Below are 15055 nucleotides of genomic sequence, written 5' to 3' on the forward strand. Positions count from 1 at the left end.
AAGGCGTAATGTGGCGAGCCTATCAGAAGAGTTGCCGTGGCGAGGGAGCTTGCTCCCGCTGGCCTGCAAGGCAAGGCCCCGATACGCGACGAGCGACTGCTGCGTAGCCGAGCGGGAGCAAGCTCCTCGCCACGGATTTCATTCAACAAAGATTGTCGCCAGGAGCACCACCATGTACCTCGCCGAATTTCTCACTGTCGCCCTGATCCACCTGTTGGCCGTGGCCAGCCCTGGCCCGGACTTCGCCGTGGTGGTCCGCGAAAGCGTGACCCACGGCCGCCGTGCCGGGACCTGGACGGCGTTGGGGGTCGGCACGGCGATTTTCCTGCACGTGGGGTATTCGTTGCTGGGCATCGGCCTGATCGTGTCCCAGTCGATCGTGCTGTTCAACGCCTTGAAGTGGGCCGCCGCCGCTTACCTGCTGTACATCGGCTTCAAGGCCCTGCGCGCCCAGCCGGCCAAGGCGAGCCAGGAAAACCTGCACAAGGAGGCAGGTGAGCGCACCGCTCGGGGCGCGTTTACCGCCGGCTTCGTTACCAATGGCCTGAACCCCAAGGCGACGCTGTTCTTCCTCTCCCTGTTTACCGTGGTCATCAATCCCCATACGCCCCTGGCGATCCAGGCCGGCTACGGTGTGTACCTGGCGGTTGCCACGGCGGCCTGGTTCTGCATGGTTGCAATGTTGTTCAGCCAGGCGCGGGTGCGTGCCGGTTTTGCCCGCATGGGCCATTGGTTCGACCGGACCATGGGCGCCGTGCTGATCGCCATCGGCGTGAAACTGGCGTTTACCGAGGCCCATTGAACGAGTTGAGCGAATCCTGATGATGGCTCAAGGCTAGTGTTTGCGGGCGGATCAAATCATTCCTTCGGCTGATTTGATCCGCGGACAAGCGCTTTAAAGTGCTTACTTTTCCAGCCAAGACCGTGCAGTCAGAAAAGGGATTCCTATGTTGCAGACTCGCGTTATTCCTCCAGCCGAGGGCGTTTATCAATACCCGTTGCTGATCAAGCGGCTGCTGATGTCCGGCGCACGCTATGAGAAAACCCGCGAGATCATCTACCGGGACCAGTTGCGCTACAGCTACCCCACCCTGATCGAGCGCGTCGCACGGCTGGCCAACGTGCTGACCGAGGCCGGGGTGAAAGCCGGGGATACCGTGGCGGTCATGGACTGGGACAGCCATCGGTACCTGGAATGCATGTTCGCTATCCCGATGATCGGCGCGGTGATCCATACCATCAACGTGCGACTGTCGCCGGAACAGATCCTCTACACCATGAACCACGCCGAGGATCGCTTCGTGCTGGTCAACAGCGAGTTCGTCGGCTTGTACCAGGCGATCGCCGGCCAGCTGACAACGGTAAAAAAGACGCTACTGCTGACCGACCAGCCGGACAAGACCGCCGACCTGCCCGACCTCGTGGGCGAGTACGAGCAACTGCTGGCCGGCGCCAGTCCGACCTACGATTTCCAGGATTTCGACGAAAACTCCGTCGCCACCACGTTCTATACCACCGGCACCACGGGCAACCCCAAGGGCGTGTATTTCACCCATCGGCAGTTGGTGCTGCACACCCTGGGTGTGTCGACCATCATGGGCGCCATCGACAGCGTGCGCCTGCTGGGCACCAACGACGTGTACATGCCCATCACACCCATGTTCCACGTTCACGCCTGGGGCTTGCCGTACGTGGCAACCATGCTCGGCCTCAAGCAGGTCTACCCAGGTCGCTACGACCCGGAGTTCCTGGTGGAGCTGTGGCGCAAGGAAAAGGTCACTTTTTCCCACTGCGTGCCGACCATCCTGCAAATGGTCCTCAACGCCAAGGGCGCCCAGGACACCGATTTCGGCGGCTGGAAAATCGTCATCGGCGGCAGCGCCCTGAACCGCAGCCTGTACGAGGCTGCTAAGGCCAAGGGCATCCAGCTCACCGCCGCCTACGGCATGTCCGAAACCGGCCCGTTGGTGTCCTGCGCCCACCTCAACGATGAGTTGATGGCCGGCGGCGAAGACGAGCGCATCACTTATCGGATCAAGGCCGGCGTGCCAGGGCCACTGGTGGAGGCAGCGATCGTCGACGGCGAGGGCCGCTTCCTTCCCGCCGATGGCGAAACCCAGGGCGAATTGGTATTGCGCGCGCCATGGCTCACCGAAGGTTATTTCAACGAACCGCAGAAGGGCGCCGAACTCTGGAGTGGCGGCTGGTTGCACACTGGCGACGTCGCCACGCTCGACGGCATGGGCTTCATCGACATTCGCGACCGCATCAAGGATGTGATCAAGACCGGCGGCGAATGGATCTCGTCCCTGGACCTGGAAGACCTTATCAGTCGGCATGTGGCGGTACGCGAAGTAGCAGTGGTCGGCATTCCCGACCCGCAGTGGGGCGAGCGGCCGTTTGCCTTGCTGGTCGTTCGTGAGGGGCACCAGATCGGGGCTCGCGAGCTCAAGGAGCACCTCAAGCCGTTTGTCGAGCTGGGGCACCTGAGCAAATGGGCGATCCCTAGCCAGATTGCCCTTGTTACGGAAATTCCCAAGACCAGCGTCGGCAAGCTCGACAAGAAACGTATCCGCGTTGACATCACCGAATGGCAGAGCAACAACAGCACCTTCCTTTCGACGCTTTGAGCGTCCTCGCCGTGCCCGAAAAGGGCACGGCAGCCCCACCAAGCAAGCGCTTGTCTTGTTAAATCGGAAATTTCAGCCATCCTTGCCGTGCCGACAAACGTCGGCCTGGCGAAGGACTGTTCCAGAGTGGTCGGGGGCTGCAAATCACACTTTAGAGGGATCAAGCCGTACTACCTGCTGGCTATAGTCCGCTCAAGGCTTTTCGGAATGGGACGCGCGTGCCAGCACGGCGAAGGGTTTCCGGAAACGTCCACTGCCATAACAATAAAACACATGGAGTTGCGTCGATGACCTCAGCAAACACTTTCTGGCGCCGGGCAAAACTGCCTCTGGCCGTCAGTCTTGCCTCCTCGCTCGCCGGCCCGGCATTCGGCGTCAGCTTCAACATTGGTGAAATCGAAGGCCAGTTCGATTCGTCCCTGTCGGTCGGCGCGAGCTGGTCCACGGCCAAGGCCAACCGCGACCTGATTGGTGCTAACAACGGCGGCAAGGGCCTGTCCCAGACGTCCGATGACGGACACCTGAACTTTAAACGTGGGGAAACGTTTTCGAAGATCTTCAAGGGCATCCACGATCTTGAACTGAAGTACGGCGACACCGGTGTGTTTGTGCGTGGCAAATACTGGTACGACTTTGAGCTCAAGGACGAAAATCGTCTTTTCAAAGACATCAGCGACAGCAACCGCAAGGAAGGCGCCAAGTCTTCCGGCGGTCAGATCCTTGATGCATTCGTCTACCACAATTACGCGATTGCCGATCAACCGGGGTCGGTCCGCCTGGGCAAGCAGGTCGTCAGCTGGGGTGAGAGCACCTTCATCCAGGGCGGTATCAACGCCATCAACCCGGTCGACGTGTCCGCGTTCCGTCGTCCAGGCGCCGAGGTCAAGGAAGGCCTGATCCCGGTCAACATGTTCTATGTATCCCAGAGCTTGACCGATAACCTGTCGGCTGAAGCCTTCTACCAAATTGAGTGGGATCAGACCGTCGTGGATAACTGCGGGACGTTCTTCTCCCAGCCGGATGTGATTGCCGATGGGTGCTCTGACAATCTGCGGGTGTTGAACAAACGATCCACCATTCCTGGTGCGTTCTTGCCGTTGCTGTCCGCAAACGGCGTAGACATCAACGAAGAAGGTGTGTTGGTGCGCCGTGGACCTGACCGTGATGCCAGGGACACTGGCCAATGGGGGGCTTCCCTGAAGTACATGTTCGAGCCGCTGGACACTGAGTTCGGTGCCTACTTCATGAACTACCACAGCCGCGCACCTATCTTTAGTGCGACCGGTGCGCCACAGTCCGTCTACAACGGTGCGCCATTTCTCGGCCCTCTGGCTCCGCTGGTCATTGCCGGCAACTCTCAATACTTTGTCGAGTACCCGGAAGACATACGCCTTTACGGCTTGAGCTTCTCCACTACTCTGCCCACCGGCACGGCATGGAGCGGTGAACTGAGTTATCGGCCGAATGCACCAGTTCAACTGAGCACCACAGATATCCTGTTTGCCGGGGTTCGTCCGCTGGGCGGTCCCGTGCTGGGCAACGCTTCGCTGCTCACCGGGGTACCGGGCCAGGATCTGCACGGTTATCGCCGTAAGGAAATCACTCAATTCCAGACCACGTTCACTCACTTCCTTGACCAAGTCATGGGCGCCAGCCGTCTCACCCTGGTGGGTGAAGTTGGCGTGACCCACGTGGGCGGCCTGGAAAGCAAGTCCGACCTTCGTTACGGCCGTGATCCAGTGTTCGGCCCAGGACAGCTTCCTGGCGGCGCATGCGACCTGCTCAATACCTCTACCGGAAATGGCGCGGGCTTGCCTGGCAGCACCGGTTTGAATACCAACTGCAACAACGACGGCTTCACCACCGCCACTTCCTGGGGTTACCGCGCTCGTGCCATCTGGGACTACCCGGACGTTTTCGCCGGTGTGAACCTCAAGCCCAACGTGGCCTGGTCCCATGACGTTAAAGGCTACTCGCCAGGCCCTGGCGCCAACTTCGAGGAAGGCCGCAAGGCCGTCAGCCTCGGGCTGGATGCCGAGTACCAGAACACCTATAACGCGAGCCTGGCCTACACCAACTTCTTTGGTGGTGACTTCAGTACCGTGGACGACCGGGATTTCGTGGCGCTCAGCGTCGGCGTGAACTTCTAAGCACCGTATTTCAGGACGACACACTATGAAAATAACAAAGAGTCTGTTGCAAGTCGGAGCGCTGGGGTTGTCCCTGCTGGCGGCCAGCGTCATGGCCGCCGTGCCTGCGGCCGAGGCCGATAAGCTGGGCAAGAGCCTGACGCCGATGGGCGCCGAGATGGCGGGTAACGCCGATGGTTCGATTTCGGCCTGGAAACCCATGACCAAGAACGCCGGTAGCGTGGACGGCAAGGGTTTCCTCGCCGATCCGTACGCCAGTGAAAAACCGTTGTTCACGATCACCGCGCAAAACGTCGACCAGTACAAGGACAAACTCGCCCCCGGCCAGTACGCGATGTTCAAGCGCTACCCGGAAACCTTCAAGATGCCGGTCTACACGACCCATCGCGGCGCAACCGTGCCCGATGACGTGTTGGCCTCCATCAAGAAAAACGCCGTGAACACCAAACTGGTGGGCGGCGGCAACGGCCTGGAGAATTTCGAGACGGCCGTGCCGTTCCCGATTCCCCAGAGCGGACTCGAAGTGATCTGGAACCACATCACCCGCTATCGCGGCGGCAGCGTGACCCGCCTGGTGACCCAGGCCACGCCGCAGCCAAACGGTTCGTACAACCTGGTGTACTTCCAGGATCAGTTCGTCTTCCGCGACAAGATCAAGGGCTTCGATCCGGCCAACCCGGGCAACGTGCTGTTCTACTTCAAGCAGCAAGTGACCGCGCCGGCACGCCTGGCGGGTACCGTGCTGCTGGTTCACGAAACCCTCGACCAGGTGAAGGAACCACGCAAGGCCTGGATCTACAACGCCGGCCAACGCCGTGTGCGTCAGGCCCCGCAAGTCGCCTATGACGGCCCGGGTACCGCCGCCGACGGCCTGCGCACCTCCGACAACCTGGACATGTACAACGGCGCGCCGGATCGTTACGACTGGAAGCTTGAAGGCAAGAAAGAGCTGTACATCGCCTCCAACAGCCACAAGATCGATTCGCCGCAACTCAAGTACGCCGACATCCTCAAGGCCGGCCACATCAACCAGGACTTGGCGCGCTATGAACTGCGTCGTGTCTGGCACGTGACCGCGACCCTGAAGGAAGGCCAGCGCCATATCTACGCCAAGCGTGACTTCTATATCGACGAAGACACCTGGCAAGCGGCGGTCATCGACCACTACGACGGTCGTGGCCAACTGTGGCGCGTGGCCGAGGCCCATGCCGAGAACTACTACGACAAGCAAGTGCCGTGGTACGCCCTGGAAACCCTCTACGACCTGCAGTCCGGTCGTTACCTGGCCCTGGGCATGAAGAACGAAGAGAAATCGGCCTACGACTTCGGCTTCACCGCGTCCACCAGCGACTTCACCCCAGCGGCGCTGCGCCAGGAAGGCGTTCGCTAACCGCTTTGCCCGAGGCCGCATCCTCGAAAAAACGCCCCGACTGGTTCGGGGCTTTTTTTTTGCCAACGCATATCTTTTGTGGCGAGGGAGCTTGCTCCCGCTGGACTGCGAAGCAGTCCCAGATCAAACCCTCCCACGGTATCCGATAAGCCAGGGCGGTCCGCTTTGGGGGGCGCTTCGCAACCCAGCGGGAGCAAGCTCCCTCGCCTCGACGGCGATAAACAATGTGTAGTCTTTTTGTAGCCATTTGTAGCACTCCCTTCAATACGTCCTCGTTTACGGCTAGTCTGCGGACATCTGCAACGCCGCCACCCGCATTCCAACAAGAGCCGGCCATGACTGATCTGTCTTCACTCCCGGATTCTTCCCGCGCAGCCTTCGCGGTACAGGAAGGGCGCTTTTATCGCCCCCCTTTGCCCGATGGCCACGTCGTGCGGCCGCGGTTGTGCGAGCGCCTGAGCGCTGGGCTCGGTGGCCGGTTGCTGTTGGTGAGCGCCCCGGCGGGGTTCGGCAAGAGCTCGTTGGCGGTGGAGTTTTGCCAGGGTTTGCCGACGCATTGGCACAGCCTCTGGTTGGGGCTCAGTGCCAGGGACAACGATCCGGGGCGTTTCCTGGAGCGGTTGCTTGAAGGGCTCCAGGCGTTTTTCCCCCAGTTGGGCGGCCAGGCGTTGGGCCTGTTGAAGATGCGCCAGCGCCACCAGCCCTTTGCTTTCGAGGAATGGCTGGACGGCCTGCTGGACGAGCTGTCCGGGCATCTATCGCCACGGGCGCCCTTGCTGCTGGTGCTCGATGACTACCATCTTGCCCAGAGCCCGGTGCTGGATCGCTGCTTGCAGTTTTTCCTCAACCACTTGCCCGATGGGTTGCTGGTGCTGGTGACCAGTCGCCAGCGGCCGGACTGGCATCTGGCGCGTTTGCGCCTGTCGCGCCAGTTGCTCGAGCTCAACGAGCAGGACCTGCGCCTGACCCACGACGAAGCGCTGACGCTGCTCCAGCACCACAGCAGTTCACTGCGTGGGGAAGCCTTGGAAAACCTGATCCAGCGCAGCGAAGGCTGGGTCGCCGGGCTGCGTTTCTGGCTGCTGGCTGCTTCCGAGGCCGGCAGCGAGGGGCGATTGCCCCAGGCCCTGCACGGCGGGGAAGGGCTGATCCGTGACTATCTGCTGGAGGAAGTCATCGATTGCCTGCCCGCCGAGGTGCAAGCGTTTCTCTACGACATCGCCCCGCAGGAACGCTTTTGCAGCGAGCTGTGCGATGCGGTGCGCGACGCCCACGACAGCCAGGAAATTCTCCAATACCTGGCGGCCCATCAGGTTTTCCTCGTGCCGCTGGACGAGCACGGGCGCTGGTATCGCTTCCATCACCTGTTTTCCGATCTGTTGCGCAGTCGGCCCAGCGCGCAAGCCATGGTGCCGGGCGCAACGTTGCACCTGCGCGCCTGTCGCTGGTTCAACGTACAAGGCCTGATCGATGAAGCCGTGGAGCAGGCGCTACGCGCCGGGCATCTGGACGTGGCGGCAAACCTGGTGCAAAACCTTTCGGAGGAACAACTGCTGGCCGAACAGAATGTCGGTATGTTGCTGCGCTGGAAAATGGACCTGCCCGACAGCCTGCTCATCAGCACGCCGCGCTTGATCGTGCTCTACAGCTGGGCCTTGGGCCTGGCCTGCCAACTCGATGCCGCGCAGGAGCTGGCCGCTCATTTGAGCCGCTTCCTGCCGGCCCCGTCGGCCACCGCGCATAAATCCATGCTCGCCCAGTGGCTGGCCCTGAGCGGCATCGTCGCCCGTGGCCGTGGCGATCGCCAGGCCACCCTTCGCTATTGCACCGAAGCCCTGGAAAGCCTGCCGCAAAAACGTTACGGCCAACGCCTGATGTGCTTGTCCACCTTGTCGAACCTGGCGATTGCCGACGGCGACCTGTGGCGCGCCCGGGCGCTGAACCGCGATTCCCTGGAACTGGCGCAGCGGGTCGGCAACCCCCTCTTCGAGGCTTTGGCCCATTACGATCGCGCCCGGGTGTTGCAGGCCCGAGGGGAAATCCTGAGGGCGCTCGATGAGGTGAAACAGGGCTTGCAGCGCTTGCACGCGCTCTCGCCTCAACGGTTGTATGCGGTGCGCGCGCGACTGGTCCTGTACGAAGGTTTCCTGTTGACGCTGCGCATGCAATCCACGGCCGGGTTGGCGCGGTTGCAGGCAGGCCTCACTGAAGCCCGTACCTGCCGGGATATCAGCGTGTTGATCGGCCATTGCGTGATCGCCCGCGTCGAAGGCCACGCGGGCGAATTTGCCCGAGCCTTTGCCGAACTGGCCGAAGCCGAGCGCCTGATGCATATCTGGGATGTTCCGCCGGTGTACTACCTGGCGATGATCACCCTTGTGAAATGCGAGCTCTGGTTGGCCCAGGGTCGCACTGAACTGGCCGAAGCCTGGCTGGCGCGGCTGGGGCAGACCTATACCGGCGAACGCGCCGCCGCGCCACCGGAATTCCATCCGCAACTGCCGCTGCATGTCGAGCTGCAGCAAGCCCTGCTGGAGTCCATCCGCGGCCAGCCGATGCAGGCTGAAGGGCGGCTCGATGCGTTGCTCCAGCACGCCCAGCAAACCGGACGGCAGATGCTCGCCGTGATGGTGCTCAACCAGAAAGTCGCCTTGCTGCTGAGCGTGGGCCGCGAACCCGATGCGCGCGGCACATTGGCCGAGGCTTTCGAAGCCGCCATCGGGGGGGCGCTGCAGCCATTTGAATGGTTGTTCAAGGAGCGTCCCGAATGGTTGCGTGAGCAACTGCTGCAAGCGCCGCACAGCGAGTTGCGTCAACAGTTGCTCGATCGTTTACCGTCGACGGTACTGCCTGTCGAGGCCGCGCCATCGGTGGAGACCCTCAGCAGCCGGGAGCGAGCGGTGCTGCAACTGATCGCCCAGGGATGTTCCAATCAGGAGATCAGCGAGCAACTGTTCATCTCGCTGCACACGGTGAAGACCCACGCCAGCCATATCAATAGCAAGCTCGGCGTCGAGCGCCGCACCCAGGCCGTGGCTCGTGCCAAAGCGTTGGGATTGTTGGGATGACGATGCTGTGAGAAACCTGTGGCGAGGGAGCTTGCTCCCGCTGGGTTGCGAAGCGGACCCCAACATCAAGCGCCGCGGTGTATCAGGCTTTGCATGGGGCTGCTTTATGCCAGCGGGAGCAAGCTCCCTCGCCACAAGCACCTATTGGGTTTGAGCCAAGGAATCACTCGAATGTTGCCGTTGTACAAAACCATCCCATCCCCGGTCGGCGAGCTGATCCTCGTTGCTCGCGACGCCAAGCTGGCAGCCATCCTGTGGGAAAACGAACGGCTCAACCGGGTGCGCCTCGGACCGCTGGAGCTCGACAGCAATCACCCGACCCTCAAGGAGGCCGAGCGCCAGTTGCTTGAATATTTCGCCGGTCAGCGCCGCCAGTTCGAGCTGGCACTGGACTTCGCCGGCACTGACTTCCAGGTGCGGGTCTGGCAGGCGTTGCTGACCATCCCGTTCGGCGAAACCCGCAGTTATCGCGACATCGCCATCCAGATCGGCCAACCGACCGCGACCCGGGCGGTAGGGGCGGCCAACGGCCGCAATCCGATCTCGATCATCGCCCCGTGTCATCGGGTCATCGGTACATCCGGCAGCCTCACCGGTTTCGCCGGCGGCCTCGCCGCCAAACAGTATTTGCTCAGCCTTGAAGGCCAGCAGAGCCTGCAACTGGCATTCTGACCTGGCCCAACCCCCTGTGGGAGCGAGCTTGCTCGCGAAAGCGGTCGTTCAGTTGCATAGGCGTTGATGACCTCTGACAGCAAGTGATCAGCTCATGGGGTTTTTTGGCGACAGCATGCGCGTTGGCGGCCTGCCATCGGCATTGTGTTGATAGATTCGCGCCGGTTGCCCCTGTTCGTTGAAAAATACCTGGCCGATCCCGGCCGAGTTCCATAACCGTTCCCCGGCCTCGGCGTGTTCCGGGACATGGGGAACGATGCGCATGCTGCGGCGCTTGGTGAACCAGTTCAACGGCGAACGGGGTGAATAGAGCCAGCGGTTCAGGCGGTCGAACCACTCCAGCAACGCCGGCGGAAATTCATTCTTGATGCCGCTGCTGGTGATCTGCCAGACGCGCGGGCCACCCTTGCGATGTGGGATCAATACCTCGTAGACGAACGAATAATGCACGTCGCCGGACAGCACCACGTAGCTGCCCGGTGTGCGCGAGTGTCGGAAGATATTCAGGATCACCTGGGCCGCGCCACGGTGGGCCATCCAGTTTTCCGCGTCCACCAGCAGCGGGTAGCCGCACCAGCTGAACACCCGTTGTACGGTCTCGATCAGCTTGACGCCAAAAATCGGCGCCGGCGAGACGATGATCGCCGAAGGGTGGTCGAGCAATTCTTGTTGCAGTTCGCTCAGGGCCTCCCAATCCAGCAGGCCCGACGGCTGCTTGAGACTGCTCTCGCTGCGCCAACGGCGAGTACGGGTGTCGAGGACCACCAACGCCGGGGTCGTCGGCAACACGTAATGCCATTGTTGGAAACTGAGCAATCTATCGATCAACGCATCCTGGGGGGCGCTGTCGATGTAGCGGTCCTGGGCGGTTCCGCTCAAGGCCACGGTTTGCTGGATGACCTCACCAAAGGCATCCGGGTTGTTGCCCCAGCCCTGGCAGAGCATGTAGGCGATCAATGCATTGCCGATGATGCGCTTGGAGAAGGGATGACCGTAGGCGGTTTCTTCCCATTGGGCGGACAGGTTCCAGTCGTCCGTGATGTCGTGATCATCGAAGATCATCAGGCAGGACAGGTGAGCAAATACCCGCGCCACGCCGTCCAGCCCGGTCTTGAAGGCCTCGATCCGTTGGTGTTCCAGCTCGTAGCGCTGGCGCCGTTCGACGGTCAGTTCCGGCGGTTGCGGATCGATCAGCGTCCACGGCACGGGTGACCACACCAGCAAATACATCGCCATGACTTCAGCGAAGGTCACCAAGTGATTATCGGCGCTGCTGCTGGTAAAGATCGGCTTGCGCGCCCCGCCGAAAAATCGTTCCCGCAGGGTTTCGTTGCTTTCCAGTGCCGGCAGCAGATCGGCGCGGTGGTAGTAACTGGCCGGGTGTTGGTAAAGCTTGGCGCTGTCTTGCACCACCGCGCCTTCAAGGCACTCTTCAAACAGCCCAAGGCGCTCGATCAAGGCATGGATCGCCCGCAGCATCGGGCCCGCCACATCATCGGCATACACCTGGTCGCCGCTCATCATCAGCAGCGCCGGCCGTTGTTCGGGGGATTGCGCCAACAACCGGTCGACGCAGAGCAATCCGTCGTTGGCGGGGAAATGGGGTTTGCGGCAGGAGCCGTGGACCAGTTGGTCGATGCGCGAATGCACCATGAAACTTGGACACCGTGCATCGTCATACACCAGATGCGGCGCCCATTCGGCGATGCCGGCACCGTCCACCAGCAGGTCATAGTCAATCGCCGCGTCCAGCGGCAGGGCGGTATCGAGTTGCACATCGATCAAATGCACAAACGCGTGGCGGCCCACCGGCACCACCGTGCAATGCAGGGCGTCGAGTTGCAGATCGGCTGCGCCGTCCAGCCGCAAGGTCAACGCCAACGGCCGCGAGCCCACCAGCCACATCACCAGCCGCCGGGGCTCCAGCCGCCGAAGCAGCGGGCCTACAAGGACGGAGGGCAGGGTGCAAGAGGTGTCGGAAGAGGACGGCAACATGCGTGGAAAAGCTCTGCTTTCAAAAGAAAGCGAGGATCATAACGCAATGTGCCCGAGGGCTGTGGAGGCTGCACTGGTGTGGCGAGGGAGCAAGCTCCCTCGCCACAAGACTTAGCTCATGCCCAGCCAGTTCGGCAATGCCAACGAGATCCATGGCACATAAGTAATCAGCACCAGGAACGCCAGCAGGATCATCAGCCACGGCATGGCCGCGCGGATGGTCGCTGTCAACGACATGCCTGTCACCGCCGAGGTGACGAACAGGTTCAGCCCCACCGGCGGTGTGATCAGGCCGATCTCCAGGTTCACCACCATGATGATGCCCAGGTGGATCGGGTCGATGCCCAGTTTCATGGCGATGGGGAACAGGATCGGCGCCAGGATCAGGATGATCGCCGACGGCTCCATGAACGCACCGGCAATCAGCAGCACGATGTTCACCACCAGCAGGAAGGTCACTGGCGTCAGCCCGGCTTCGATCACCCACGCAGTGATCTGCTGCGGCAGTTGCTCGGTGGTCAGCACGTGGGCGAAGAGCATGGCGTTGGCGATGATGAACATCAGCATGATGCTCAACTTGGCCGACTCCAACAGCACCTTGGGCGTTTCGCGGAACGTCAGGTCCTTGTAGACGAACAGTGCGATAAACGCTGAGTAGACCGCCGCCACGGCTGCTGCTTCGGTGGGTGTGAACATCCCCGAATAAATCCCGCCGAGGATGATCACCATGAGCAGCAGGCCCCAGCCTGCCTTACGCGCTGCCGTCAGCCATTCACGCAAGGTTGCCCTGGGCATGGCCGGCAGGTTTTTCTTCACCGCGACAATGTAGATCACCACCATCAAGGCGGTCCCAAGCAGCAGGCCCGGTATCACACCGGCCATGAACAACTTGCCCACCGAGGTTTCGGTCGCGGCGGCGTACACCACCATGACGATCGACGGCGGGATCAAGATGCCCAGGGTGCCCGCGTTACAGACAATACCCGCGCCAAATGCCTGCGGATAACCCGAGCGCACCATGCCGGCGATGGCAATGGAACCCACCGCCGCTACCGTCGCGGGGCTGGAGCCGGACAAGGCGGCAAACAGCATGCACGCCAGCACCGCCGCAATCGCCAGGCCGCCACGGATGTGGCCGACGCAGGCGTTGGCAAAGTCGATCAGCCGTCGCGCCACGCCGCCCGTGGTCATGAACGCACCGGCCAGCAGGAAGAACGGAATCGCCAGCAGGGTGTAGTGTTCGCTGGTTTCGAACAGCTTGATCGCCAGGGAACGTACCGAGTCGGGGCTGAAGAAAATGATCGTCAGCGATCCGGCCAGGCCCAGGGAAATCGCGATCGGCACGCCGATAAACATCAGCACGAACAACGCGAGGAACAGGAAGGCAATGGTCATGGCTTGTCTTCCTCGATATCGGTCAGTTTGATCGCTTCCGCCGCTTCATCAGCCAGGCCCAGGCCGGTCTGACGATTCATCAGGATGCGTACGAGAATTTCCGCAAAGCGGATGAATACCAACGCGAATCCTACGGGCACGATCAGCCCGATATGCCATTGCATGATGCCGAAGTGGCCGAGGTCTTCGGCGCCGATCTCGGCAATCATCAAGGTGTTGATCCACTCGAAACTCGCCACCGCGAGCAACCCGGCATAACCCAGGCAGCACAGGCAGGCGATCACGCCGATGTAGCGTTGCACCGGTTTGCTCGCCAGTTTCACCAGCGCATCGACACCGATGTGCCCGGCGGTGCGCACGCCGTAGGACAAGCCGAAGAAAATCAACCAGCCGAACAGCGCCTTGGTCAAGGAGCTGCTCCAGGTCATGGCCTGGGCCATGCCCATGATGCCGTCGCCGATGGCGAACATGGGCTCGCTGGCGGCCGGCCAGTTGTCGCCAAGGCTGTAGAACACCGCATAAAGGTTGTTGAGGACCACGTAGACGAAGGTGACCAACGTCATGGCGGCCAAAAGGAAGGCAATGAAAGCTTCCTCGAAATGTTCCCAAGTGCGCCGAAGGGCGTTCATGGATGGCATCTCCTGCAGGGAGGACGACAGGTCGGCGCTGCCATGACGGCAGCGCCGGCCAACCCATTACTGAGCCTTGTTGGAGGCTTCGGCGGCCTTGATCAGGTCGGCACCGATGTCACCTTCGAACTTCTTCCACACCGGTTTCATCTTCTCGCGCCATTCGTTGCGCTGTTCAGGGGTGAGCGTAATGATCTCGGTGGTCTTGGCGTTGATAATGTTCTGCTTGTCTTTCTGGTTCAGTTGCTCGGCTTCTTTGTTCACGTGCTTGGTAACTTCCACCACGATCTTGTCCAGTTCGGTACGAACGTCTGGGTCCAGGCCGTTCCAGAACTTGGTGTTGGTGATCAGCATGTAGTCGAGCAAGCCGTGGTTGGACTCGGTGATGTACTTCTGAACTTCATGCATTTTCTGGCTGTAGATGTTCGAGTACGGGTTTTCCGCACCGTTGACCACGCCAGTCTGCAGGCCTTGGTACACCTCGGCGAAGCTCATCTTGCGCGGGTTGGCGTTCACCGCCTTGAACTGTTCTTCCAGTACAGCCGACGCCTGAACGCGGAACTTCAGGCCACGGGCGTCCTTGGGTTCGCGCAGTGGCTTGTTGGCGGACAGTTGCTTCATGCCGTTGTGCCAATAGGCCAGGCCGGTGATGTTCTTGCTTTCCATGGACTTGAGCAGTTTCTGGCCCTCTGGGCTCAGCTGGAAGCGGTCCACGGCGGAGATGTCATCGAACAGAAAGGGCAGGTCAAACAACTGCACCGTCTTGGTGTACTGCTCGAACTTGGCCAGGGACGGGGCGATCATCTGCACGTCGCCCAACAGCAGGGCTTCCATTTCCTTGCCGTCGCCGAACAGCGAGGAGTTAGGGTACACCTCGACTTTGACTTTGCCCGGCAGGCGTTCTTCCACCAACTTCTTGAACAGCAGCGCGCCCTGGCCCTTTGGCGTTTGTTCAGCCACCACGTGCGAGAACTTGATGACCACCGGATCAGCCGCCATGGCGGTGCTCAGCGCGCTGAGAGCCAGCGTGCAGACGAGTGCTTTCCACATAGGTTTAAACATTGGGGTTTCCTTTTATTTTTAGTTTCGCCCGTGCGGGCTCATTCAAAACACAACGCACGGTGGG

General features: G+C 61.2%; 10 protein-coding genes. 6 read left to right on the forward strand and 4 right to left on the reverse strand.

Annotated features, from left to right (window positions below; genetic code table 11):
• Positions 1–172: 172 nt before the first annotated feature.
• From DOCECA_RS01245 to DOCECA_RS01270, 6 genes are all read left to right on the forward strand, one after another.
• A complete protein-coding gene (locus tag DOCECA_RS01245; protein ID WP_434562373.1) occupies positions 173–802 on the forward strand; it encodes a LysE family transporter in 630 nt (209 codons plus the stop codon).
• Positions 803–947: 145 nt separating this feature from the next.
• Entirely contained in the window at positions 948–2630 is a 1683-nt protein-coding gene (locus DOCECA_RS01250) for a fatty acid--CoA ligase (RefSeq protein ID WP_434675368.1), read from the forward strand.
• A gap of 287 nt (positions 2631–2917) precedes the next feature.
• The gene (locus tag DOCECA_RS01255; RefSeq protein ID WP_434609617.1) at positions 2918–4780 is read left to right on the forward strand and encodes a DUF1302 domain-containing protein; all 1863 of its coding nucleotides are present in this window, start codon (positions 2918–2920) and stop codon (positions 4778–4780) included.
• A 25-nt stretch (positions 4781–4805) separates the two neighbouring features.
• Positions 4806–6170 carry a DUF1329 domain-containing protein gene (locus tag DOCECA_RS01260; protein WP_445571346.1) on the forward strand — a complete coding sequence of 455 codons (1365 nt, stop codon included), beginning with the start codon at positions 4806–4808 and terminating at the stop codon, positions 6168–6170.
• 335 nt (positions 6171–6505) lie between these two features.
• On the forward strand, positions 6506–9238 hold the full coding sequence (locus DOCECA_RS01265) for a LuxR C-terminal-related transcriptional regulator (RefSeq protein WP_445571347.1): 2733 nt from the start codon (positions 6506–6508) through the stop codon (positions 9236–9238).
• Between the two features lie 171 nt (positions 9239–9409).
• Entirely contained in the window at positions 9410–9910 is a 501-nt protein-coding gene (locus tag DOCECA_RS01270) for a methylated-DNA--[protein]-cysteine S-methyltransferase (RefSeq protein WP_434609621.1), read from the forward strand.
• 87 nt (positions 9911–9997) lie between these two features.
• On the opposite strand, the gene DOCECA_RS01275 is transcribed toward DOCECA_RS01270, so the two are convergent.
• The 4 genes from DOCECA_RS01275 to dctP form a co-directional block, all read right to left on the reverse strand.
• Complete coding sequence (locus DOCECA_RS01275; RefSeq protein ID WP_434701194.1) at positions 9998–11905, reverse strand: alkaline phosphatase D family protein; 1908 nt, start codon at positions 11903–11905, stop codon at positions 9998–10000.
• A 111-nt stretch (positions 11906–12016) separates the two neighbouring features.
• Positions 12017–13300, reverse strand: a complete 1284-nt coding sequence (gene dctM, locus DOCECA_RS01280; protein ID WP_420764102.1) for a C4-dicarboxylate TRAP transporter large permease protein DctM — start codon at positions 13298–13300, stop codon at positions 12017–12019.
• Positions 13297–13929 (reverse strand): TRAP transporter small permease, encoded by a 633-nt coding sequence (locus tag DOCECA_RS01285; protein WP_420764103.1) that lies wholly within the window; start codon positions 13927–13929, stop codon positions 13297–13299. The genes dctM and DOCECA_RS01285 overlap by 4 nt, the downstream gene beginning before the upstream one ends.
• A gap of 66 nt (positions 13930–13995) precedes the next feature.
• Complete coding sequence (gene dctP, locus DOCECA_RS01290; RefSeq protein ID WP_434609626.1) at positions 13996–14991, reverse strand: C4-dicarboxylate TRAP substrate-binding protein DctP; 996 nt, start codon at positions 14989–14991, stop codon at positions 13996–13998.
• Between the last annotated feature and the right edge of the window lie 64 nt (positions 14992–15055).

The sequence above is a fragment of the Pseudomonas sp. E102 genome (assembly GCF_052660185.1).